The sequence below is a fragment of the Amycolatopsis sp. WAC 01376 genome (assembly GCF_003947415.1).
GTDB lineage: Bacteria > Actinomycetota > Actinomycetes > Mycobacteriales > Pseudonocardiaceae > Amycolatopsis.
Genome location: NZ_QHKL01000001.1, coordinates 513,495 through 539,057 on the forward strand (window position 1 = coordinate 513,495; position 25,563 = coordinate 539,057).

Below are 25,563 nucleotides of genomic sequence, written 5' to 3' on the forward strand. Positions count from 1 at the left end.
GGCGAATTCCAGGAATCGCTGTCAGCTTGAGGGATAGTGACAACGGAGGCGGAATTCGTATCGTGAGGCCAATCGACAAAAGGAGCAAGGCAGAAATGAGTCCGCAACCCGGGCCGACCTTTCCGGATTGGCCGCAATTCGATGACACCGAACGACGCGCTCTCGATCGTGCGCTGTCCCAGGGCCAGTGGTGGCGTATGGGTGGCAGCGAGGTGGAGAGCTTCGAGCGGGAGTTCGCCGGATACCACGGTGCCGGTCACGCCCTCGCCGTCACCAACGGCACGCACGCGCTGGAACTCGCCCTGCAGGTGATGGGGGCGGGGCCGGGTACCGAGGTGATCGTGCCCGCGTTCACGTTCATCTCCTCGTCACAGGCCGCTCAGCGGATCGGGGCGGTCGCCGTGCCGGTGGACGTCGACCCGGACACCTACAACATCGACGTGACCGCCGCCGCCGACGCGATCACGCCGCGGACCAAGGTGATCATGCCGGTGCACATGGCGGGTCTCATGGCCGACATGGACGCACTGGACAAGCTCGCCTCGGACGCCGGCGTCCGGATCCTGCAGGACGCGGCCCACGCGCACGGTGCCCGATGGCAGGGCAAGGGTGTCGGCGAGCTGGACTCGGTCGCGACCTTCAGCTTCCAGAACGGCAAGCTGATGACCGCGGGCGAAGGCGGCGCGGTGCTGTTCCCGGACACGGACGAGTACGAGAAGGCGTTCCTGCACCACTCCTGCGGCAGGCCACGCACCGACCGCGGCTATCACCACCAGGTGGCGGGCACGAACATGCGGATGAACGAGTTCTCGGCCGCCGTCCTGCGTGCCCAGCTGGGCAGGCTCGACGGTCAGATCGATCTGCGGGAACAGCGGTGGCGGTTCCTGTCGGCGCTCCTGGCCCGGATCCCCGGTGTCCGGCCGCAGGGTGGCGATTCGCGGGCCGACCGGAATCCGCACTACATGGCGATGTTCCGGCTTCCCGGCTGGTCGGAGGAGCGGCGCAATCTGCTGGTCGACCGTCTGGTCGACGCGGGGATCCCGGCCTTCGCTGGCTTCCGCGCCATCTACCGCACCGCGGCGTTCTGGGAGATCGGCGCCCCCGAGGAGTCCGTCGACGCCCTCGCCAAGCGGTGCCCCAACGCCGACGCGATCAGCCAGGACTGCGTTTGGCTGCACCACCGCACCCTCCTCGCGTCGGAGCAGGCGCTCGGCGACACCGCCGAAATCGTGGCAGGCCTGGTGGCCGCCGGATGAGGATCCGCACCGTACTGGTCGGGTTCGGGTGGTCCGGCCGGGAGATCTGGCTTCCTCGTCTGATGGCGAGCAGCGACTACGAAGTGGTGGCCGCGGTCGACCCCGATCCGGTCAAGCGGGAGGCGTTCACCGCGGCGACCGACCGTCCGTCCTTCGGCGGAGTCGACGCGCTGCGAGCCGAAGACGCCGACCTCGCGTTGGTCGCCTCGCCCAACCACCTGCACGCGGCCATCGCGCGACGGCTTCTCGACCGGGGTCTCGCCACCTTCGTGGAGAAGCCGGTCTGCCTCACGAGCGCGGAGGCGGACACACTGGCCGAAGCCGAGCGGGCGGGTGGCGGCCGGTTGCTGGCGGGAAGTGGCTGCCGGTACCGCGCCGACGTGCGGGAGCTGACCGCTCTGGCAGGCGAGCTCGGCCACCTGCGCCACATCGACCTGGTGTGGGAAAGGGCTCGTGGTGTGCCCCGGTCACAGGGCTGGTTCACCAGCCGGGCGGAAGCGGGCGGCGGCGTGTTGTTCGACCTCGGCTGGCACCTGCTCGACGTCTTGGAGACCATCGCCGGGCCGGTGGCGTTCGACCAGGTCGTCGCGTCCACTTCGCACGACCATGTCAACGACCCGCGCTGGACAGCGGCCTGGCGGCACGATCAGCCGGTGCCGGAACTCGACGCGGACGTCGAGGACACCGTGCGCGGGTTCCTGGTCACCGGATCCGGTCTGTCCGTGGGCCTTCGCGCCAGCTGGGCGGCGCACTCGGCGAGCCATGACGTCACCGAGATCCGGGTCGACGGGAGCGACGGCTCCGCGACCCTCCGGACCACCTTCGGCTTCAGCCCGAATCGGGAGCCCCGGCCGCGGCTCAGCGTCGTACGACGAGGCCGGACGAGCGAAGTCGCGATCCCGGCCGAGCCGATCGGCACCGAGTACACCCGTCAGCTCGACGACCTCAGGGACCGCCTCGCCGATCCATCGGCACGCGGATCCGCGATCGCGGGCGTACGGCGGATCGTCGGCACGATCGAGGCACTGTACGCGGCCTCGGCGACCCCGCTCCTGCCCGCCGGACCGGTCACGACCGCGGCGGCGACCTGATGGAGAACGTAACGATGCGCAGTGTGGTGATCTTCGACCTCGACGGCGTCCTGGTGGACAGTCACGAGGTGATGGGACGGGCCTTCGCCGCGGCATACGCGGAAGTGGTCGGTACCGGACCGGCGCCGTTCGCCGAATACCAGCGTTACCAGGGCCTGTATTTCCCGGAGATCATGCGACGTATGCGCCTGCCGCTGGAGATGGAGGAACCGTTCGTCCGGGAGAGCTACCGGCTCGCGGATCAGGTGCCGGTGGTGAACGGAGTGGCCGATCTGCTCCGGACGCTCCGGACGCGCGGGTTCCGGCTCGCCGTGGCCACCGGGAAGGCCGGGCCGAGGGCTCGCTCCCTGCTGACCACACTCGATCTGATCCAGCACTTCGACCACGTGGTCGGCTCGGACGAGGTCGTCAACGCCAAACCCGCCCCGGATATCGTGCTGCGCGCGCTCGGCCTCCTCGACGCGGAGCCGGACGCGGCCATCATGGTCGGCGATGCCCCGGCCGACATCCGCAGCGCCCAAGGCGCCGGGGTGACCTCCGTGGCGGCGACCTGGGCGACCGTCGACAAGGACGACCTGATTGCGGCCGGGCCGGATCTGGTCATCCACTCCCCCGGTGAACTGCTGCCGATGTGCCCACCCGTCTCGGTGCCGGGCCGGCGGTGACGACCTGGCTCGGCATCGACTTCGGCGGCACCAAGGTGGCGCTGCGAACGGAGACCGACGGCGGAGAAGTTCGCGAGCACGCCTTCCAGTGGCGCGGGCGCGGCCTGGAGTCCGACCTGACCCAGCTGGCGGCCGAGATCGCCCGGTTCCGGCTGCGGATTCCGGGTGACTACGCCGGGATCGGGGTCGCGCTACCGGCCACGGTGGGAACGGACGGGCTGGTCGCGGCCTGGCCGAACCGCCCAGAGTGGATCGGCCTGGATCTGCGGCGGACATTCCGCTCGGTCTTCGGGGACGCCCCCCTGCGCTGGGCCGACGACGGGGATCTGGGCGCGCTGGCCGAGGCGCGGGCGCTCGGTTGCCCCGACCTGCTCTACGTCGGAGTGGGCACGGGAATCGGCGGTGGCCTGGTCGCGGGCGACACGCTCGTGCCGGGGCCGGAGCGCGGCTCCTTCGAACTCGGTCATGTGGTGACCGACCCGGAGGGGCGGCTCTGCGGGTGCGGGCGCCGCGGGTGCCTGCAGGCCGGCGCGTCCGGGCCTGCCACGTTGGCTCGGGCGGCCCGGCTGCGTGGTACCCCGGTCGGGCACGCCGAACTCTCCGCTGGCCTACTGGCCGACGAGGGGTGGGCGGTACAGGCCGTGGACCGTACCTGCCACCGGCTCGCGGTGGCCATCACCGGGGTCCAGGAGCTCCTGCGCCCTGGCACAGTCATCCTGGGTGGCGGTTTCGCGGCCGGATTGCCCGGGTTCGCCGACCGGGTCGCGCGCCACGTGGCGGCCTTGGCCCGGCCGGGTGTGCCTGCCCCCGTGGTGCGGGCGTCACTGATGGGCCCACTGTCCACATTGCACGGCGCGGTCGCGCTGGCTCGCCTGCTCGGGTCGGCTCCGCTCTGGAGTACGGTCCGATAGGCGCGACTATGGGGCCGGACGCGCCGAGAACGGCGGGCCGCCCTTGGCCGCAGGGACGTCATACTACTTCGAGGGCGGGCATCGGGAAGACCAATTTGCCGCCCGCGGCAAGGAAATCCCGCTCGCGTTCGAGGAAACCGTCACGGTAGATCCACGGCAGTACCAGCAATTGATCCGGTCGGCGGGCCTTCGCGTCCTCCTCGGACACGATCGGGATCCCGGTGCCAGGGGTGAAACACCCGGCCTTCTCCGCGCTGACCTCGCCGATGAACGGGAGGTCGGCTGTGCCGAGTCCGCAGTACTGGAGGATGACGTTGCCTTTGGTGGAGGCGCCGTAGCCAAGAGTCATCCGTCCCTGTGCCCGTGACTTCGCCAGGAACTCGACGAGTTGTTCTCGCTGCCGCTCTGCCAGTCGCGCGAAGGATTCGTAGGGGGCACGGTCGGCCAACCCCGCCTCGGCCTCGCCCCTCCGGATTCGGTCCAGCGCCCCCTCGTCGACCGCGTGCCCGGCTCCGTCCCGGCAAAGTACCGCGCGAAGGCTCCCACCGTAGACGCTGGTGATTTCGGCGGTCAGCACGCGCAGACCGGTACGTGCGGCCATCCACTCGATCTGCTCGAGCGCGTAGTACTCGAGGTGCTCGTGGCACACGATGTCGTACGAACCGGTTCGCAGCATTGACGGCAGGTAGCTCTGCTCCATGAGCCAGACGCCGTCGTCGGAGAGGACGTCGTGGACGTCGCGCATGAACCGCATCGGCTGAGGCAAGTCGTAGAACATGGCAACCGAGGTGACGATTTTCGCCCGTCTGTCGCCATAACGGGCGAAAAACTCCTCCGCGGTGAAGAAGTCGCTCACCAGGTCCGCTTCCGCCGGGTAGAGATGCCCGAACTTCTCACCGACGAGGTCGAAGCCGACCAGTTTCGGCGCAGCCGGGAGATAACCGCGTAACAGAGTAGCGTCGTTGCTGCCGATGTCGACCACCAAGTCCGCCGGTCCGATCTCCACCATACGCCGGAGTTTCGCCACGATGTCGCGAAGGTGGTTCACCATGAAGGGACGAATGCCAGAACGGTAGCCGTAGCCGTCGTTGTACATCAGCTGGAAATCCGCACTGTCCCGCAATTGCACCAATCCGCATCCTGGAGGCGTGCACTTCACCAGTTCCAGAGGAAAGGCTGGGACGACTTCATCCCGAGTACGGGGAAAGACGCCAGTGAGACACTGATCGCCCAAATGGAGTACCGATTCGAGCTCGCGATTTCCACAAATACGACAAGCGTCAATGCGCATTTACCAGGTATCCGTTCCGATAGATCTGTCCAGTCGGTCCCTCGGTGATCATCCCAGCCAAGCCTCCGGCGCGGGTCCTCCTGACCACGAAACGGGGAAGATCGACTCCAGTTCGTCCATTTCGTCGTCGGCAAGCTTTCGGTGTGTCGCGCGAACCGCGGAGTCAAGCTGGTCAGGGGTACGAGGGCCGATGACGGCGCCGGTGACGCCGGGCCGGGACAACACCCAGGCCAGCCCCACTTCGGCGGGGTCCGCGCCAACGCTCTGGCAGAACTTCTCGTAGGATTCGACGGCCGACCGAAGCGCGGGAAGCGCTGCTTGCGCCCTGCCCTGCGCGGACTTGACCGCCGTGCCCTCCCTCAACTTTCGCAGTACGCCACCGAGCAGCCCGCCGTGCAACGGCGACCACGCGAACACACCGACCCCGTACGCTTCAGCCGCCGGCATCACTTCCAATTCGGCATGACGCACGGTCAGGTTGTAGAGGCACTGGTGAGCGATGATGCCGAGCCGGTGCCCGCGGGCGGCATTCTCTTGGGCGGCGGCGATGTGCCAGCCGGCGAAATTGGACGATCCGACGTAGCGCACCTTTCCGCTCGTCACCAGGACGTCCATCGCCTCCCAGACCTCGTCCCATGTCGTCGTCCGGTCAACCTGATGCGGCTGGAATATGTCGATATGGTCGACGCCGAGACGGCGTAGAGACCCTTCGCAAGCTGCGATGACATGCCGGGACGAGAGGCCGCCGTCGCCCGGCCGGTCGGTCATCTGGCCGCCGACCTTGGTGGCCAGCACGATGTCCTCCCGCCTGCCACCGCCGCGTGCGAACCAGCGCCCCAGCAGCTCCTCCGTATGTCCTTTGTGGACTCTCCATCCGTAGATGTCCGCGGTGTCAATGCAATCGATCCCGCGTTCGCGTGCATGGTCCAATAGCCGCAGCGCGTCTTCGTCCGGCACGCGGCCACTGAAGTTCACAGTACCGAGCCACAGCCTCTTGGTACGGAGCGCCGACCGGCCGATCGGCACGCGTTCTGCGAGACTCGGGCCTGTTGTCATCGTGGGCACCCCCATCGGTTCCCGAAAGTCGAGCGGGACCAAAGATATTCTGCCGCCCTGGTGTCGCTCAAACAACGTTAAGGTAGGTAGTCGGGTCCGCGGTTTTGGAGCTTGCGAAGCGGTGAAGCGGGCGGGCGGCGACGCTGCCGGTCACGGTCCGCCGCTACCGGTGTGCCGGGTGTGGCCATGGCGGCGGAACCGCGGGAGAAGCTGTCGCGGCGGATAGAACACTGGTATCATTCGAAACGAAGAAAGGCCGGCATCGGAATGCGCGGCCTCGTCATAATCGAAACCCTCCACACCCAATGGTTTCCCGGCTTGGATGATGCGCGGTGTCATCGCGTGTACGCGCGGAAGGTGGGCTGCCCCAGTGCGTGTCCGCGAGTTGAAGGTGGCCGGCGCTTTCGAGTTCACGCCGGATCCCGCGCCGGATCGACGTGGACTGTTCGTCGCACCGCTACAGGACGACGCGTTTGTCGGCGCGGTCGGGCACAGGTTTCCGGTAGCTCAGGTGAACACGGTGGTCTCGAAGCGCGATGTGTTGCGCGGACTGCATTTCACCCGCACGCCCGGACAGCGCAAGTACGTCCATTGCGCCGCCGGGCGCGCGCTGGATGTGATCGTCGACCTCAGGGTCGGCTCACCGACCTACCTGGTGTCGGACGTCGTGGAGATGGACGCCGAGTCCTTCCGAGCCGTCTACTTTCCCATCGGAACGGCGCACGCGTTCCTGGCGCTGGCGGATGACACGGTGATGTCGTACCTCGTGAGCACACCTTATCGGGCAGAGCTGGAACTGGCGATCGATCCGTTCGATCCGGCGCTGAACCTGCCGTGGCCGCCAGACCGTGATGTCGTCCGCTCGTACCGGGATACCGCGGCGCCACTCCTGGCGGATATGCGACGGGACGGCCTGCTGCCCGATTATGCGGACTGCCTCCGTATATCCCGGAAAACAGGCTACGCCGACGAGGGAAATGCGCTTTGACGTCGAGTTGCCCATGCCACTCTTGAGCGGCAGCGGCCCCGGGGCACGACTGTCCACACCGGACGCCAGTCCGGTGTGGATGCCCGATTCGGGTGCTTTGCGCAGCTGCGAGAGGGGGTCGTGAGTGGTAATGAGGGTTAGAACGCTCATTACCACTCACGACCCCCACGCGAGACCGCGCATGCAGGCATCAACCGGACATTTGGCCGGCTCCCGTGGTCAGTCCAGAGCTACGCCACTTTGCCTTACCCCTCAATAGAACGACCTTTGCCACTCACAACCCCCACACGAGACCGCACATGCGGGCATCAACCGGACATCCAGTCGTCGAAAAGTGTCCACAGTGGACACTAGGGGCGGGCCGGCGTCCGTCGCCGCTGGGCCCGCCACAGCGCGCGAAGCCTTATCAAGCCGAGGGATGCCGGCTCGGCGCGGCCGCCGATAGCCTGCTGAATGTCGGACCGCGCCTCGTCATGACCGGCCCGCTCTCGATCGAGACGGAAAGGGCCCACGAAGGCTCATGAGAATCCTGTTCGCCGCCGTTCCCGCGCCGGGCCACGTCCTGCCACTGCTGCCGCTCGCGGACGCGGCGATCGACGCCGGTCACGAAGCCGCCTTCCTGGCCGCCGACTCCGCGGCGCCGTTTCTCGACGGTCGGCGCCTGCTCCCGGCGGGCCCGTCCGTCAAGCAGTTGATCGTGGTGAACCTGGAGCGGGCAGGCCCCGCGCGCACCCTCGGTCCGGGTCTGGTCGAGCTCTTGGCAGGGACCAGAATCGACCTGACCTGGGACGACGCACTCCGTCAGGGACTGCGCTACGAACCCGACCTGATCGTGGGCGATTCGCTCGATTTCGTCGCACCGCTGCTGGCGGCCCGGCTCGACGTGCCTTGGGCCTCTTACGCGATCTCCGGTCCGCTGCCTGCCGAGTTCGCCGACGGGCTCCGGGAGCGAACCAGGGAGCAACACGCTTCTCGTCTCGTGACACCACGAGACCCGTTGGCGCTGCTCGATCCCTTCCCCGAATCCCTTCGCCTGCCAGCCGATCCCGCCCCGGAGTCCGGCCGGATCACGGTCCGTTTCAGCGGAGTGGCCGTCGAGTTCGCCGGGCAGCCGAGCCGTCCTGTCCCGCCGCGCCGGCCGGACGTGCCCAGGGCGCTGGTCACCATGGGCACCAGCGTCGGCGAGGGCAATCCGGCGCTGGTCGCCGGCCTCGCCCAGTCCGTCGCCGGGGCGGGATTCGACGTCCTGGTCACCGCGAGCCCGGAGGATGCGCACCTTGCTCCGCGGGTGCACGCGGTCGGGTTCGCTCCGCTGCCCGAACTGCTGTCCGGCGTCGACGTGGTGATCGGCTCGGCCAGTATCGGAACCCTGCTGGCCACGCTCGCGGCCGGCGTACCCAGCGTGCTGTTGCCGGTGTTCGCCGATCAGCCGACGAACGCGGAGCGCGCGGCGCGCCGCGGGGCGGCCCGGATGATCGACGACCCGAACGATGTAGGCCTCGCCGCACGCGATGTACTCGACGATCCGAGCTTCCAGCAGGCGGCACGAGAGGTGGCAAAGGAGACCGCGGCGATGAACTCGCCACGGCAGGCGCTGACCGAATTGCTGACGTTGTATCCCTGACCGCACGACGGCGGACCACGTCAAAGGAACTCGGGAAACCGGGACACGATCTCAGCGGGACCCGGCATGGTGGCGATCTCCTCGGCGAGGGCCTTGGCCGCTTGCCCGGCTCCGGGATCGGTCAGCAGCTCACCGGCCGCCGCGGCGATCGCCGCGGCGGGGACGACGACGTTGTCTCCGCGACCGTCCTCCATCCGTTCGACCCCCTCGGGCAGCAACCGTCTCCCTGCCCCGACAGCGGACAGCGCGTCAGCGTTGCGGAACCCGTCGAATCCGGAAGGCATCACCAGTTGCGGCACGCCGGCGCCTGCCAGGCCGAGCGTGGTTCCGGCGCCGCCGTGGTGCACGGCGAGATCGACAAGGTGCAGCAGCTCACCTTGCGGCACCCAGCCTTCGAAACAAACGTTCTCCGGCAACGGACCGAGATCGGCCACCGAGATCCCTGGCGCGGCCACCAGCACGTCGACGTCCAAAGCCGAGAGCCCGTCGACGGCGGCGCGCAGCCTGCCGATGTCGCCGATCTTGGTGGTGCCCAGCGTCAGGTAGACCACTCTTCGTCCCCGCCCGGCAGAGATGATCTCCGGTAGCTTGCCGGGTTCGCAGAAGGGCACCGGACGCAGCGGCATCCGTTCGGGGTTGTCCAGGAACGAAGGATCCTGCATCGACGGCGGATAAATGTCCAGATACGGGTCCCCCAGGAGGTGCTGCCCGTCGAGCAGCTCCACTCCGATCTCGGCGGCGACCGCACGGAGAAGTCCCATGCCCTTCCGCCACTGGTCGTCCTGGTCGACCGACCCGACCCCGCCGCAGGAGTGGCATATCGCGGGAACACCCATGCGGCGCGCCGCCAGCCCGGCTCCGGGGTTGCCCGCCTCATAGACCACCAAGTCGGCTTGCTCCGCCCGCAGCACGGACAGCAGATCGGCGGCCATCCGGCGGGGCAACACATCGTGGAACGCCCGGATCCCGCGCTGCAGCCATTCCTGGATGGGAAGTTCTCCGGTCTTCCCCGCGTTTCCCGCAGCCGCGGCTTCGAAGGCCTCCGGAATTGTCATTCCGGCCGGTGCGGGACGAAATCCGAGTCTTCGCAACAGCGGATGGAATCTCTCTCCGGTCGCATAGACGACTTCGTGGCCGACCGCACGTGCCGCAAGGGCCAACGGCAGCAACGGGAAAGTGTGACCGTGTCCGGAAAGGCTGGAAAAAACGATCTTCATGACAGTGAACGATCTCGTGGACGAAGCGACGGCCGGGCGAACGTCGTGAACAGGAATCGCACGTGCGGGTCTCCCATCATTCGGAGGGTGCGAGACATTCGAGGAGATACCGGGTCAGCTCCGCCGGGGTCGGGTTGTTGAACACGGCGGCCGGGGTGAGCGCGACGCCGGCGTGGCTGCTCAGCCGCCGGGTCAGTTCGAGTGCCATCACGGAGTCCAGGCCGACCTCGAAGAAGCCACGATCCGGCTCGACCGGTTCGTCCGGGTTCAGCCCGAGGACGCGAATCAGCTGCGCCCGCACCAGGTCCAGCATGGTCTTCTCCCGGTCCGCACCGGTCCGCGCACTCAGGAGCTCCGTCCACCGGCCGGCCGTCTCCGCGACGGCCGCCGCCCGGTAGGCGGATCGCCGCCGTGGCCGGACCAGCCCGCGCAGCAGGGGCGGGACCGGCTTGCCGGGCGCGGGCGCACCCCAAAGATCGGGCCTCCCGGGAACCGGGAACTGTTCGGCGGTGTCGATCGCCGCCGACAGTGCCGTCACCGCCTGGCCGTCCGCGGACGCCAGCATCGGGACGCGGGCGCCGCGGCGGATGGCGGCCGCCCGGGCGAGCCCGTCGGCGGCCCCCATGGCCGCCTGGTCGGCCGGACCGGTGAGCTCGGCCGTCGTGGTGACCACGGCGAACAGGGCGAGGTGCTGATCCGCGACGAGTTCGGTCAACTGCCGCAGTGACTCTTCCCTGGCTTCGAGGACGGCGCCGAGCCGTTCCGGGTCCAGCTCCGCGAGCGGGGTGCGGTCGGCCATCCCGGCGGCGTGCACCACTCCGGTCAGCGGGTGTTCCGCCGGAATCCCGGACAGCAGCCGTCGTATCGCATCCCGGTCGGTCACGTCGCAGGCCACGACGGTCGCGGACGCGCCGAGCTCGGCGAACTCGGCGACCAGGTCCGCCGCCCCTGGGGCGTCCGGACCACGACGGCCCGCGAGGACGAGGTGCCGGACGCCGTGCTCGGCGATCAGCTGCCGGGCCACCCGGGAGCCTGCCCGGCCCGTGCCGCCCACGATCAGGACCGTGCCCGCCGGGTCGAGCGGGCGGACAGCGGGCCCGGCTTCGGCGACGGGGACCAGCCGCGGGAGGTGGACGCGTCCGGCACGGACCGCCGCCTGCGCGACCCCGCCGGCCAGCACCGGGCCCAGACCGGCGTCCGGATCCTCGTCCGGATCGACGTCGACCAGTACGAACCGATCGGGGTACTCGGCCTGGACGGCGGCGATCATGCCCCGGACCGCCGCGGCGGCCGGATCGAGCATCGCTCCGGGCTCGATCGGGACCGCGTTCCTGGTTCGGACGACCAGCCGGAGACCTGCCAGCGCGGGCTCGTCCAGCCAGGCCTGTGCGACGGCGAGCGCCCGACGGCAAGCCACCACGGGCGGCTCGCCGAGCGGCACGTCGAGGACCGCGACGGCGGCGGTCACGGCGGACGGATCGTCGCCGAGGTCGAGTACTGCCTGGTCGCTGTTCACCGGAACGGTTCGCGGTGGGGCGGCGGCGGTCTCCCGGTCGAGCTCGGTCCACTCGATCCGCAGCGCGCCGCCCGGCGTGGCGAGCCGGGGCCGGGGCGCCGTCCGGGTCGCGATCCGGCCGGCGGTGAGCACCGGCCTGCCGGCCTCGTCGGCCGCGGTCAGCGCGGTTCCCTTCCCGGCCGGGCTCAGCCGGACGCGCAACGACGTGGCGCCGGTCGCGTGCAATTCGACGTCGCGCCACAGTGTCGCGCTCCCAGGCGCCCGGTCCCCGTCCACCGCGCGGCTCGCGGCGTCCAGAAGCAGCGGATGGATGCCGAAGGCCGCGGCGTCCTCGCGGAACTCGTCGGGCAGGACCAGCTCCAGGAAGGTTTCCTCCCCTCGCCGCCAGACGCCACGGACGTCGTCTCGCGGGTCGGCCGGGGTCACCGGTTCGGCACCGGCCGGAGGCCAGACCGTGAGACCGGGCTCCGCCGCATCACCGCCGTCCGAGCTCGAGACGAGGAGACCGGTCGCGTTCAGGGTCCAGCCAGCCCGATCGCCACCCGCCGAGGCGGGCGCGGACCGCACGGTCACCGGCCGCCGGCCGGTGGGATCCGGCCCACCGACGGAGACCTGCACCGACAGGGAAACACCCCGGTCCAGCCACGCGGGCTCGATCACGTCGAGCTCCGCCACCGTGCCGCAATCCAGCTCGTCACCGGCCCGGATGGCCAGCTCGACCCAGGCCGAAGCGGGTACTTCGACCGGGCCCGCGGCGCGGGCGAGCCACGGCTGCCGGTGCGCGGACAACCGCCCGACGGCGAGCACGCCATCGGAATCCGGCAGGCCCGTCACCGTGGTCAGCAGCGGGTGCCCCGGCTCCTCCGCCGACGGAACGGCGCCGGAGCCGCCACGCAGCCAGTACCGGCGACGCTCGAACGGATGGGTCGGCAGCTCACCGCACAACTCACGCCAAGCCGTGCCGTCGACGGGGACGGCCGCCGACCAGTCGACCGGCAACCCGAGCACGAACGCCTCGGCCATCGAGGTCAGCAGCTGGCGTGGGCCACCCTGGTCACGGCGCAGCGTGCCGATCACCCCGGCCGTCCGTCCGGCGTCGGCGACGATATCGAGGATCGACGACACCAGCCCCGGATGCGGGGACACCTCGACGACGGCCCGCATGTCGGTGGTCACCGCACGGACGGCCGCTTCCAGCTCGACCGGCCGGCGCAGGTTCCGGAACCAGTAGCCCGCGTCGAGAACCTCGTCCTGGCCGATCCATCGGCTTTCGACCGTGGAGTAGAACCGGCACGAGCCGGCGAGCCCGCGTGCCGGGCGCTCGCCGACCCCGTCGAGCTGGGCCAGCATCGGGCGCTCCACCTCGTCCACGAGGAAGGAGTGGGACGCGTAGTCCGCCCTCAGTCTGCGGCACCAGAGCCCCTGCTCGGCGGCGAAGGCCTCGAGCCGTTCGATGGCACCGACTTCACCGGAGACGCCGACCATCGCCGGTCCGTTGACCGCGGCCAGCTCGAGCCTGCCCTCGTAGGCGGGCAGCAACTCCTCCGCCCGCGCGCGGCTCACGCCCAGCACGAGCATTCCGCCGGTGGGCGGCAGCGCCGCGGCCAGCCGTGAGCGCACCACGCAGATCCTCAGCGCGTCGTCCACCGAGAGCAGCCCGGCCACGCACGCCGCGGCGAGCTCGCCCTGTGACGACCCGATCACCACCTCTGGCGTGACACCGGCACTGGCCCAGAGCCGCGCCAGCCCGGTCATCAGCACGAACGCGGCGGGCTGGACCACATCGGTCCGGGAAAGGTCGTTGTCACCGCCGAGCGCTTCTTCCAGCGTCCAGTCACAGTCGTACTCGTCCAGCAGCTCCTGGCACCGGCGCACCCACTCCCGGAATTCCGCCGACCCGGCCAGCAGTTCACGACCCATACCGGCCCAGCCGCCACCCTGGCCTGGGAAGACGAACACCGCGCCGGTGCCCGGCCCGGAACGCCCGGTGACCACGCCCGGCTCTGTCTCGCCGTCGGCGAGAGCGCGCAGCTTCGCCACCAGTTCGACGTGGCCGGCCGCGAGCACGGTCGCCCGCTGCCGGTGCTTCGTCCGGACGAACGCGAGCGCGGCGGCCAGCTCGGGCAGCGGCGGCCGCTTGCCCTCGACGGCGTCCGCCAGCCGGGTCGCGACCGCGGCGAGACGTCCGGGATCGCCGGCCGACAGGACGAACGGCAGGAGTCCTCCCGTGCCGTGCGGTGCCGGTTCGGTCGCGGGGATCGGCGCCCGCCGGGGCGGCTCCTCGAGAATGAAGTGCGCGTTGGTGCCGCTGGCCCCGAAAGCGGACACCGCGGCGCGGCGTGGCCGGTCCTGGCGCGACGGCCACGGCCGGGCCTCGGTCAGCAGCCGGATGGTGTCACCGGACCAGTCGACCTCGGGGGTCGGCGTGTCCGCGTGCAAGGTCGCGGGCAACATCTGGTGGCGGAACGCCAGCACCATCTTGATCACGCCGGCCACCCCGGCCGCCGCCTGGGTGTGGCCGACGTTGCTCTTCACCGATCCCAGCCACAGCGGCTCCGCCGTCCCGCGCTTCCCGTAGGTCGCTTGCAGGGCCTGTGCCTCGATCGGGTCGCCCAGCCGGGTGCCGGTGCCGTGCGCCTCGACGACGTCCACATCGGAGGGCGCGAGCCCGGCGGTCGCGAGGGCCCGCTGGATGACCCGTTGCTGCGCGAGCCCGCTCGGGGCGGTCAGACCGTTCGAGGCGCCGTCCTGGTTGACCGCCGAGCCTCGGATCAAGGCGCCCACCGTGCTGCCCTGTGCCTCGGCGTCCGCCAGCCGCTGCAACAGCACCACGCCGGCACCCTCCGACCAGCTGGTCCCGTCCGCCGACGCGGCGAAGGGCTTGCATCGCCCGTCGGCCGCCAGCCCGCCGGCCTTGGCGAACTCGACGAACGCGTTGGGCGTGGCCATGACCGTCACGCCGCCGACCACGGCGAGCGAGCATTCGCCGTCGCGCAGGGCCTGCATGGCCAGATGCATCGCGACCAAGGACGAGGAGCACGCGGTGTCGACGGAGATCGCCGGCCCGGTGAAGCCGTAGGCATAGGACACGCGGCCGGACGCCACCGAGAGCGCACCGCCGGTGACCCGGAGGCCGTCGGTCTGCGGGTCACCGCCGTCCATCCCGTAACCCTCGCCCATCACACCGACGAAGACACCGACCTCGGAACCCCGATACGCGGCGGGGTCGAGCCCCGCGTCCTCGAAGGCCTCCCAAACGACCTCGAGCAGCAGCCGCTGCTGGGGGTCCATCGCCGTCGCCTCGCGCGGGGAGATGCCGAAGAATCCGGCGTCGAACTCGGCCGCGTCGGTCAAGAAGCCGCCCGCCTCCACCGGGATGGTGGACAGGTCCCAGCCACGGTCGGCAGGCACCGCGGAGAGTCCTTCCCCGCCCGCGGCCAGCAGGTCCCAGAACCCGCCAGGCCCACGGACACCGCCCGGCAGCCGGCAACCGAGCCCGACCACCGCGATCGGATCGGTCCGGCTCGCCGCGACCCCGGCCTCGGCCGCCACCGGCGCGTCCCGGCCGGTGAGCCGCTCCCGGAGGAACCGGGCCAGCTCCACCGGCGTCGGGTAGTCGAAGACCAGCGTCGCGGGCATGGCGAAGCCGGCCGCCGTGCTGAGCCGGTTACGCAGTTCGACCGCGCCGAGCGAGTCCATCCCGGCGGACTGGAACGGCGCGTCCGGCGCGATCTCGTCGGCCGAGGCGTACCCCAATATCAGCGCGACCCTGGCCCGGACCAGGGACAGCAGAGTGCGCTCCTGCTCCGCGACCGGCCGGCCTGCCAGCGAGCCCGCGAGGTCACCGCCGGTCGACGGCCTGCCGGCCTGGCGGCGGACGCGCACCAGGTCACGCAGCAACGGCTGGACCGGTCCGCCGCCGGCGGCGTCGGCCCGCGCGGCGGCGAGGTCGAGCTTGATCGGCACGAGATGGGCCTCACCGCTGTCCACGGCCGCGTCGAAGAGCGCGAGTCCTTCGTCGTGGCGCAGCGGCGACACACCGCCGCGGCGCATCCGGGCCCGGTCCGCGTCACCGAGGTCGCCGGTGATGCCGCCGTCCTGAGCCCACAGGCCCCAGGACAGCGACACGCCGTTCCGGCCGTTCGCGCGCCGGATCGCCATCAGGCCGTCCAGGTAGGCGTTGGCGGCGGCGTAGTTGGCCTGCCCGGCCGAGCCGAGCAGCCCGGCGGCGGAAGAAAACGTCACGAACGCGGCGAGGTCGTGGTCGCGGGTCAGCTCCTCCAGATGGCGGGCGGCGTCCGCTTTCGGTCGCAGCACGGCGCCGAGCCGATCCGGCGTCATCGCGTCGACCAGCCCGTCGTCCAGCACGCCGGCGGTGTGCACGACCGCGGTCAGCGGATGCTCCGGCGGGATCGCGGCGAGCACCGCCGCCACCGCGCCCCGGTCCGCGACGTCACAGCTGACCACGGAGGTCTCGGCACCGAGTTCGGACAGCTCGGCCACCAGCGCCTCGGCGCCGTCGGCCGCCATTCCGCGCCTGCTGACCAGCAGCAGCCGCCGGACCCCGCGGGTCCGCACCAGATGGCGCGCGACGAGAGCGCCGAGGGACCCGGTGCCACCGGTGATCAGCACCGTCCCGTCCGGGTTCCACGAAGCGGGCTCGGCGGCCAGTGCCCCGGCCGCCGCGAGGCGGGGCGCCCGGAAACCGCCGTCCCTGGCCGCGAGCTGTGGTTCGCCGACGGCCAGCGCCGTACCGAGGACCGGTCCGGCGTCGAGGCCCGGCTCCACGTCGAGCAGCAGCACACCGGGCATCTCGGCCTGTGCCGCCCGGACAAGGCCCCATACGGCGGCACCGGTCGCGTCGGTGACGCCGCCGGACCCGCCGTCGACGGCACCCTCGGTCCGCACCACGAGCCGGAGGTCCTCGGGGGCAAGGCGTTGCCAGGCCTGGAGCACGGCGAGAACGTCGGCGAGGACGACCGCTGGATCCGACGTGCCCGCCGGCACGTCGTACACGGCGGCCGTCAACCGAGCGGGCTCGGCCACCACCGCGGCCAAACCATCAGCGCCGGTGATCTCGGCGGTCGCGGGAAGATCGGAAGGGACCTCGGGGGTGGCGACGGGCTGCCAGCCCACCCGGTACATGGCGTCCGTCGCGGACCGGGCGCCCACGTCGTCCTGGCTGACCGGCGTCGAGCCGACCGACCGAGCGGACACGACCTGCCCACCGGTCTCGTCGGTCGCCTCGAGACTCCAGTGATGGTGGTCCAGCCGGACGAGACACGCCCGCAGCCTGCGTGTCCCGGTGGCGTGCAGCACCACCGACTCCCATCGCGTCGCCAGCGAACCGGGGTCGAGCACCGCACCGGTCACCGCGTCGAGCAGGGCCGGGTCGAGGCCGAACGGGGCGGACTCCTCCTCGTCGGCGAGTGCGACCTCCACGAAGGTGTCCTCGCCGCGACGCCACAGCCCGAGCAGCTCCGCGCGTCCGACGGTCTCCTGACCGGCCACGACCGGCTCGGCGCCGGACGGCGGCCATTGCCGCACCGGCTCGTTTTCGATGACGGCGCCGGATTCCAGCGTGCCGACGGCGTACCGGACCCAAGTCTCCTCGGCGTCCTGCGCGCCGAAGACGCTGAACGGGCGGCTGCCACCGTCCTCGGCTCCGACCACGATCTCCAGCCGGACGGTCGTCTCCGGCCGGATCGCGAGCGGTGCCTCCAGCACCAGGTTTCCCAGTACGCCGCAACCGAGTTCGTCACCCACCCGCACGGCGAGATCGACGAACGCGGCGGCGGGCAGGATCGCCACCTCGTGCAGCCGGTGCCCGGCGAGCCAGGGATGGGTCGTGAGCGACAGCATGGCCGTGCCGATCAGGCCACCGGTGTCCGGAACGGGCACGATCGCCGACAACAGCGGGTGCTCGACCTCGACCTGCCCCAGATCGGCCGCGTTCACCGCGCCGGGCGCCGAGATCAGCCAGTAGTGCCGCCGGTCGAACGCGTACGTCGGCAAAGGCACGCTGGGAGTGCCTGGGACGTCTTCGGGGACGAGCGGCTGCCAGTCCATCGGCACCCCCCGCACGAACAGCGCGGCCAGCGAACCGATCACGGTGTCCGGCTCGGCCTGTCCGTCCCGGAGCGCGGGCACGCACAGCGGTTCGTACCCGGACCGCGCCGCCGTCTCCAGGATCGGCGAGGACAGGGCGGCCCCCGGCCCGAGTTCGACGAACAGCCGTCCACCCCGGTCCAGCGCGGCGCGGACGCCGTCGGCGAAGCGCACGGTGCGCCGGACGTCGTCGACCCAGTGGCCGGGGTCCGTCAGGTCGGCTCCGTCGTGGGCGACCACCGGGATCCGGGCAGGCCGCCAGACCACGTCCGCGATCGCGGACCGGAACTCGTCGAGCATCGGGTCCATCCGCGCCGAGTGGAACGCGTGGGACACCGAGAGCCGGTGCACCTTGCGGCCCTGGTCCCGCAGCTCCCGCACGGCGGCGTCCACCGCGTCCTCGTCACCGGACAGCACGGCCGACGCGGGATCGTTCACCGCGGCGAGGGAAACCCTCCCGTTGAGGAACGGCCGGAGCTCCTCCTCCGTCGCGGCCACCGCGGCCATCGCCCCACCGGCGGGAAGCGCCTGCATGAGACGGCCACGGGCGGCCACCACGGTCGCCGCGTCGTCGAGCGACAGCATGCCGGCGGCGTGCGCCGCGGTGATCTCGCCGATCGAGTGCCCGAGCAGCAGAGCGGGCCGTACGCCCCAGGACTCGGCGAGCCGGAACAGCGCGGTCTCGACCGCGAACAGCGCCGCCTGCGTGTAGACGGTCTGGTTCAACGCGGCCGCCTCGGTACTGCCGGTCGGCGCGAAGACGACGTCCCGGACGGGCCGGTCCACGGCGCCGGCCAGCCGTTCGTCCAGCTTCGCGCACGCGTCGTCGAAGGCGGTGGCGTAGACCGGGAACCTCTCGTAGAGGGCACGGCCCATCTCCGCCCGCTGCGCCCCCTGTCCAGGGAACACGAACACCACCGACGCCCCGGCACCGGCGGAGACGGCACCCAGTGCGGTGCCCGGACCGGTCTCGCCGACGGCGACCGTGTCCAGACCGGCGAGCAGCGTGTCGCGGTCGGCCGCGGCGACGACCGCCCGATGCGGGAGCAGCGCGCGGCCGGCGATGAGCGTCCTGGCCGCACCCGGAAGCGGCACTCCCCGCTCCACGGCGGTCCGCAGGCGTCCCACCTGGCCTTCGAGGGCCGCCGCGCTCTGCGCGGACAGGACGAACGGCAGCACGACCGGCTCGGCGTCCCCGTCCTCTTCCGGCGCCGCCGGTTCGGGGACCTGTTCCAGGATCAGGTGGGCGTTGGTACCGCTGATCCCGAACGACGAGATCCCGGCGCGCCGCGGCCGGTCGACGTCGGGCCAGTCCCGGCCCTCGGTCAGCAGTGTCACGGCGCCTTCGGACCAGTCGACGTGAGGGGTGGGTTCGTCGACGAAGAGCGTGGGCGGCAACTGCCCGTGCCGGATCGCCTCCACCATCTTGATCACCGCCGCGACCCCGGCCGCCGCCTGGGTGTGGCCGAGGTTGGACTTCACCGAGCCGAGCCACAGCGGCCGCTCGGCCGGACGGCCGTGACCGTAGGTCGCGATGATGGCCTGCGCCTCGCTCGGATCACCGAGCGTGGTGCCGGTGCCGTGTGCCTCCACGGCGTCGACCTCGTCCGGGCCGATACCGGACGCGGCGAGAGCGGCCCGGATGACCCGTTGCTGGGCCAGGCTGTTGGGGGCGGTGAGGCCGTTCGACGCGCCGTCCTGGTTGATCGCGGAACCGCGGACGACGGCGAGCGGCCGATGTCCCTTGCGTCGCGCGGTGGACAGGCGTTCCAGCACGACCACGCCGACCCCTTCGGACAACACGGTGCCGTCGGCCGCCGCCGCGAACGCCTTGAGGCGGCCGTCGGCGGCCAATCCCCGTGCCCGCGAGAACCCGGTCAGGCCGACCGGGGAACCCATGACGGCGACCCCGCCGGCGAGCGCGGTCTCGCATTCGTCCTGGCGTAGTGCCTGTGCCGCCAGGTGGATCGCCACCAAAGAGGACGAGCACGCGGTGTCGACCGTCATGGCCGGACCCTCGAGACCGAACACGTACGACACCCGGCCGGAGGCGACGCTGCCCGCCGTCGCCGTGGTGGTGAAACCCTCGAACTCGGCCGGTACGCGCGCCAGGTCGCCGAGGTAGTCGTGGATGGACATGCCGGTGTAGACGCCGACGGACTCGCCGCGCAGCGACGACGGATCGATACCGGCGGCCTCCAGCGCCTCCCACGTGGTTTCGAGCAGCAGCCGTTGCTGCGGGTCCATCGCGGTCGCCTCGCGCGGCGAGATGCCGAAGAGCGCCGCGTCGAAGTAACCGGCGTCGTGCAGGAAGCCGCCCTGCCGGACGTAGGTGGTACCGGCCTGATCGGGGTCGGTACCGAGGAGGCGGTCCACCTCCCAGCCGCGATCGGACGGCAGCGGGGACATCCCGTCCCTGCCTTCGGCCACGAGGTCCCAGAACTCGGCGGGCGTGGTGATCCCGCCCGGCAGACGGCAAGCCATACCGACGATCACCACGGGATCGTCGGTGGCAGGCAGCGGACGTTCCGCGGCCCGTGGCGCGGGCACCGCGTCGTCGTCGACCGGCCCCCGCACCTTCTCGATCAGGTGGGCGGCCAGCTGCCGAGGGGTCGGGTAGTCGAAGATCAGCGTGGCCGGGAGCTTGACCGCGGCCGACGCGGTCAGCCGGTTGCGCAGCTCGACCGCGGTCAGCGAGTCGAAGCCGATCTCGCCGAAGCGGCTGTCGTCGGAGGAATCGTCGAGGTCGGCGATGCCGAGCACGGTCGCGACCTCGGTGCGTACGAGCGCGAGAACCAGTTCGTCCCGCTCCTCGGCGGTGAGCCCGGTGAGCCGCCTGCCCAGCGCGCCCCCTTGCTCGCCGTCAGCCGCCCGCGCGGTCCGCCGCGGCGGCCGGACCAGCGACCGGAACAGTGCCGGAACGGTGCCGTCGGCACCCGCCTCGGCCGGGACCGCGCCGAGGTCGAGACCGATCGGCACCAGCAGCGGGGCGCCGGCGCGGATGCCGGCGTCGAAAGCGGCGAGTGCCTCGGCGGCGGGCATCGGCCGGACGCCGCCCCGGCTCATCCGGGTCCGGTCGACGTCGGCCAGCTTGCCGGTCATCCCGGTCGCCGGGCTCCACAGTCCCCAGGCCAGCGCCACCGCGGGCAGGCCGCTGGCGGCGCGCGCGGACACGACCGCTTCGGCGTACGCGTTCGCGGCCGCGTAGTTGCCCTGGCCCGCGGAGCCGAAGACGCTCGCGGCCGAGGAGAACACGGTGAAGACCTCGGGCGGATCGTCGCGGGTCAGTTCGTCCAGCAGCCGCAGTGCCGTCGCCTTCGGTGCGAACACCCGCGCCAGGCGGTGCGGGTCGAGGCCGGTGATGACGGCGTCGTCCAGCACCCCTGCCGCGTGGATGACGCCGGTCAACCGGTGCTCGGCCGGGATCGCGGCGAGCAGCGCGGCGAGCGCGTCCCGGTCGGTCACGTCGCACGCGGCCACCTCGGCCGACGCGCCGAGGCCGCCCAGTTCGGCCACCAGTTCGGCCATCCCGTCGGCGGCCATGCCGCGCCGGCCCGCCAGAACCAGCCGTCGCACGCCGTGCTCGCTCACCAGATGCCGGGCAAGCAGCGCGCCGAGCACGCCGGTCCCGCCGGTGATCAGCACGGTGCCGCCGTCGGTGAATCCGTTCCCGAGCTCGCCGGTGAGGACGGCGCGACCCAGCCGCGGGGCCAGTACGACGTCTCCGCGCACCGCGACCTGGGCCTCGCCGGCGGCGAGGCCCGCGGCGATCGAGCCGTCGCGGTCCCCGCCCGGCTCCACGTCGACCAGGAGGAGGCGGCCAGGGTGCTCGGCCTGTGCCGAGCGCACCAGTCCCCAGACCGCGGCACCCGCCGGATCCACGACCGGAGCCGACGCCGGAACCGCGCCGTGGGTCACCACCACCAGCGGCACCGAGGCGAGCACCGGCTCCTCCAGCCAAGCCTGCACCACTTCGAGCACCCGGCCCAGCTCCGGCAGCGGCTCGGCCCCGGGTTCGACGTCCAGGACGGCGACGTCCGGGAAGGGATCACCGAGCTCCTCGGCCATCGCCAGCCGCACCACATCGCCGGAGTCGCCGACGACGACACGGTGCCCCGGCGCCGTGGCGGGCCGGGTCAAGGGCAGCGGCGTCCAGTCGACCTGCCAGAGCGAATCCGGCGTCCGGCCACCCTGCCGCCCGTTCAGGTCCGTGATCGGGAGCGAGACCAGTGATTCCATGGACAGCACCGGCGCACCGGTCCCGTCCGCGGCGTCGAACGACAACGCGTCCGGCCCGCACGGCGCGACCCGCACGCGCAGCGCGACGGCACCACCGGCGTGCAGCCGGACACCGTTCCAGGCGAACGGCAGGACGTTGCGGTCGTCCGCCCGCCGGTGGAAGGCGTTCGCGTGCAAGGCGGCGTCGAAGAGCGCCGGGTGGATGCCGAACCGGTCCACGTCGTCGCGATGGTCGGCGGGCAGCGCCGCCTCGGCGAAGATCTCCTCACCACGCCGCCACACGGCGGTCAGCCCGGCGAAAGCAGACCCGTACTGGTACCCGCGGTCGGCGAGACGCTCGTAGAAGTCGTCGACCGGCTCCGGAACGGCACCCGCGGGTGGCCACTGAGCGAAGTCGAAGCCGCCGCCCGGCGTCTGGTCATCCGCGTCGGACAGCAGACCGGCGGCGTGCCGGGTCCACTCACCGTCGGCGTGGGAGCTGTGCACCTCCACCCGCCGTCGACCGGAGGCGTCCGGCGCCCCGACGGCGACCTGCAGGCTGACGGCCGCGTCCGCCGCGAGCACCAGCGGCGCCTCGATCACCAGCTCGTCGAGCACGCCGTAGCCGAGCTCGTCACCGACCTGGATCGCCAGGTCGACGTAGGCGGTGCCGGGTACCAGCACGTTGTCCTGGATACGGTGCCCGGCCAGCCACGGATGGGTCGCCAGTGACAACCGGGAGGTACAGACCACGCCGTTGGTCTGCGGAAGTTCCACCACCGCACCCAGCAACGGGTGGCCGCTGGTCACCTGACCGAGCGATTCGGCGCCCGCCGCGGTGGTCGGCATGGTGATCCAGTACCGCTGGTGGTCGAAGGGGTAGGTGGGCAGGCCGACCCGTGCCGCTCCGGCGTTCCCGGGCAGCAGGGCCTGCCAGTTCACCGGCACGCCACGGACGAAGACCTCGGCCGCCGAGGTGGCCAGCCGGGCGGGTCCGTCCTCGTCCCGCCGGAGCGACCCGACCGCGAGCACGTCCGCGTCCAGCTCCGCCGCGGTCCCGGTGATCGACGGCAGCAGTACCGGATGGGCGCCGAGCTCGATGAAGACCCGGTGGTCCTCGGCGATCAGCTCGCGGACGGCCGGTTCGAACAGCACCGGTTGACGCAGGTTGCGATACCAGTAGCCGGCGTCGAACGGGCCGTCGTCCCGGCGGCCGGGCTCGACCGTCGAATAGAACGGGACACGCGTCGTCGTGGAGGTGACCGCGGCGAGATCGGCCAGCAGGGCGGATCGCACACTTTCCACATAGTGGCTGTGCGAGGCGTAGTCGACCGGCACCCGGCGGAACCGGACGTCGCTGTCCGCCAGCCGCGCGGCGAGCTCGTCCAGCGCGGCGCCCTCGCCGGCGATCACCACGGACGACGGCCCGTTGAGCGCCGCCACCTGCAGGCGTTCCCCCCACGGCTCGATCAGGGCGCGGACCGCGTCCTCGGCCAGTCCGATCGATGCCATCCCGCCCCCGGCGGGCAGCAGCTCGGCGATCAGCTGGCTGCGCAACGCCACCACCCTGGCGGCGTCGGCCAGCGAGAGCGCGCCCGAGACGCACGCCGCCGCGATCTCACCCTGCGAGTGTCCGACGACCGCGTCCGGGACCACGCCGAGCGATTCCCAGACCGCCGCCATGCCGACCATCATCGCGAAGCACACCGGCTGCACGACGTCGACGCGTTCGAGGTCCTCGGGGGCCTCTCCGCGCAGGACGTCGGCCACGGACCAGTCGACCCAGGGTTCGAGCGCCTTCTGGCACTCGGCGATCCGGGCGGCGAAGACCGGCGAGGTGTCCAGAAGCCGGCGACCCATGCCGAGCCACTGGGTGCCCTGGCCGGGGAAGACGAAGACGACCTTGCCCGGCCCGCTCGTCCCTGCCGACCCGGTGATCACGCTGTGCCCGGTCCGGCCATCGGCCAGCGAAGTGAGCCCCGCGCGCAGCTCCTCCCGGGTCTGGGCGACCACCACCGCCCGGTGGCTTTGGACCGCGCGTCCGGTCGCCAGCGCATGGGCGAGGTCGCCGAGCGCGATGCCCTCGTCGCGCTGGTCCAAGGTGTCCGTGAGCCGTCGGCCGAGGTTGGCCAGCGCGGTCGGGGTCTTGGCCGTGACGACGAACGGAAGTGCCGTCTCCGGCGCGACGCCGCCGGCCTGCTCGCCCGGCTCGGGCTCGGGCGGAACCTCCTCCAGGATCATGTGGACGTTGGTCCCGCTGGCACCGAACGAGGAGATGCCGGAGCGGGCGGGCCGTCCGGTGTCGGGCCACTCGCGACCCTCGGTCAGCAGCTCGACGGTGCCGGGCGACCAGTCGACCTGCGGGGTCGGCGCGTCGACGTGCAGCGTGGCGGGCAGGTACCGGTTACGCAGCGCCAGCACGGTCTTGATCACCGCCGCGACGCCGGAAGCACCCTGAGTGTGGCCGAGGACCGACTTGACCGAGCCGAGCAGCAGGGGCTGCTCCGGGCTACGTCCCCGGCCGTAGGTCGACAGCAGCGCCTGCGCCTCGATCGGGTCGCCGAGCGTGGTCCCCGTTCCGTGCGCCTCGACCGCGTCGACCTCGTCCGCGGACAGCCCGGCGGCGTCCAGCGCGGCGCGGATGACCCGCTGCTGCGCGGGCCCGTTCGGGGCCGTGAGGCCGTTGGAGGCGCCGTCCTGGTTGACCGCGGAGCCGCGGATCACGGCGAGTACCTGATGTCCGTTCCGCCTGGCGTCGGAGAGGCGTTCGAGCAGCACCACCCCGACCCCCTCGGCCCAGCTGCTGCCATCCGCCGCGGCGGCGAAGGACTTGCACCGGCCGTCGCGGGCGAGGCCCCGCTGCCTGGCGAACCCGACGAAGCCGCCAGGCGTCGCCATCACGGTCGAACCCCCGGCGAGCGCCATCGTGCACTCGCCCCGGCGCAGCGCCTGGCTCGCCAGATGGATCGCGACCAGGGACGACGAGCACATCGTGTCGACCGTGACCGCGGCCCCCTCGAGCCCGAGGCAGTACGCGACCCGGCCGGACGCGATGCCACCGGCACTACCCAGCGCGCGCTCGAGGCTGAGGAAACCCTCCGCACCCGCGACGTCGGGCGCGTAGTCCTGATGCACGATCCCCGCGTAGACGCCGGTGGGGGTGCCGCGAAGGCTGTCCGGATCGATCCCCGCCCGCTCGATCGTCTCCCAGCAGACCTCGAGCAGCTGCCGCTGCTGCGGGTCCATCGCGGTCGCCTCTTGCGGTGAGATCCCGAAGAAGCGGGCGTCGAACTCGGCGGCGTCGTGCAGGAACGCGCCCTGGTCGACGTAGGTCGTGCCCGGGGTGTCCGGGTCCGGGTCGTACAGGTTGGCCAGGTCCCAGCCCCGGTCGCCGGGGAACGGCGTGTAGACGTCGACGCCTTCGGACACCACCCGCCAGAAATCCTCCGGCCCGGCGATGCCCCCGGCGAAGCGGCATCCCATCGAGACCACCGCGATCGGCTCGGAGGCCGCGGCGAGCAGCTGGCTGTTCCGCTGCTTCAGCCGGGCCGTTTCCTTGACCGACTCGCGCAGCGCCCGGATGAGATCTTGCTCGGAGGTACTCACATCGGTCCACGCTAGG

The 25,563-nt window shown here is 71.5% G+C and carries 10 protein-coding genes; 6 read left to right on the forward strand and 4 right to left on the reverse strand.

Annotation, left to right across the window (positions count from 1 at the left end; translation table 11 throughout):
- The first annotated feature begins 95 nt into the window (after positions 1 to 95).
- The 4 genes from DMH03_RS02490 to DMH03_RS02505 are packed head-to-tail and all read left to right on the forward strand — an operon-like array spanning position 96 to position 3,923.
- A complete protein-coding gene (locus tag DMH03_RS02490) occupies positions 96 to 1,256 on the forward strand; it encodes a DegT/DnrJ/EryC1/StrS family aminotransferase (protein ID WP_125790379.1) in 1,161 nt (386 codons plus the stop codon).
- Positions 1,253 to 2,347 carry a Gfo/Idh/MocA family protein gene (locus tag DMH03_RS02495; RefSeq protein WP_125790380.1) on the forward strand — a complete coding sequence of 365 codons (1,095 nt, stop codon included), beginning with the start codon at positions 1,253 to 1,255 and terminating at the stop codon, positions 2,345 to 2,347. The genes DMH03_RS02490 and DMH03_RS02495 overlap by 4 nt, the downstream gene beginning before the upstream one ends.
- Entirely contained in the window at positions 2,347 to 3,012 is a 666-nt protein-coding gene (locus DMH03_RS02500) for an HAD-IA family hydrolase (RefSeq protein WP_125790381.1), read from the forward strand. Before DMH03_RS02495 ends, DMH03_RS02500 begins: the two co-directional genes overlap by 1 nt.
- Positions 2,979 to 3,923: an ROK family protein gene (locus DMH03_RS02505; protein ID WP_233611247.1), complete on the forward strand. Its 945-nt coding sequence runs from the start codon at positions 2,979 to 2,981 to the stop codon at positions 3,921 to 3,923. Before DMH03_RS02500 ends, DMH03_RS02505 begins: the two co-directional genes overlap by 34 nt.
- Before the next feature lie 58 nt (positions 3,924 to 3,981).
- Here the strand turns inward: DMH03_RS02505 and DMH03_RS02510 are convergent, their stop codons facing one another.
- Together DMH03_RS02510 and DMH03_RS02515 are read right to left on the reverse strand one after the other, a co-directional pair.
- Positions 3,982 to 5,214, reverse strand: a complete 1,233-nt coding sequence (locus DMH03_RS02510; RefSeq protein WP_125790382.1) for a class I SAM-dependent methyltransferase — start codon at positions 5,212 to 5,214, stop codon at positions 3,982 to 3,984.
- A 48-nt stretch (positions 5,215 to 5,262) separates the two neighbouring features.
- Positions 5,263 to 6,285: an aldo/keto reductase gene (locus DMH03_RS02515; RefSeq protein WP_370310626.1), complete on the reverse strand. Its 1,023-nt coding sequence runs from the start codon at positions 6,283 to 6,285 to the stop codon at positions 5,263 to 5,265.
- A 355-nt stretch (positions 6,286 to 6,640) separates the two neighbouring features.
- Here DMH03_RS02515 and DMH03_RS02520 point away from each other — a divergent pair, with 355 nt between their 5' ends.
- Positions 6,641 to 7,258: a dTDP-4-dehydrorhamnose 3,5-epimerase family protein gene (locus DMH03_RS02520; protein ID WP_125790384.1), complete on the forward strand. Its 618-nt coding sequence runs from the start codon at positions 6,641 to 6,643 to the stop codon at positions 7,256 to 7,258.
- 520 nt (positions 7,259 to 7,778) lie between these two features.
- A complete protein-coding gene (locus DMH03_RS02525) occupies positions 7,779 to 8,882 on the forward strand; it encodes a glycosyltransferase (RefSeq protein WP_125790385.1) in 1,104 nt (367 codons plus the stop codon).
- A 20-nt stretch (positions 8,883 to 8,902) separates the two neighbouring features.
- Here the strand turns inward: DMH03_RS02525 and DMH03_RS02530 are convergent, their stop codons facing one another.
- Together DMH03_RS02530 and DMH03_RS02535 are read right to left on the reverse strand one after the other, a co-directional pair.
- Positions 8,903 to 9,937 (reverse strand): glycosyltransferase, encoded by a 1,035-nt coding sequence (locus tag DMH03_RS02530; RefSeq protein ID WP_233611250.1) that lies wholly within the window; start codon positions 9,935 to 9,937, stop codon positions 8,903 to 8,905.
- A gap of 238 nt (positions 9,938 to 10,175) precedes the next feature.
- Positions 10,176 to 25,547 (reverse strand): type I polyketide synthase, encoded by a 15,372-nt coding sequence (locus DMH03_RS02535; protein ID WP_125790387.1) that lies wholly within the window; start codon positions 25,545 to 25,547, stop codon positions 10,176 to 10,178.
- Positions 25,548 to 25,563: the final 16 nt, after the last annotated feature.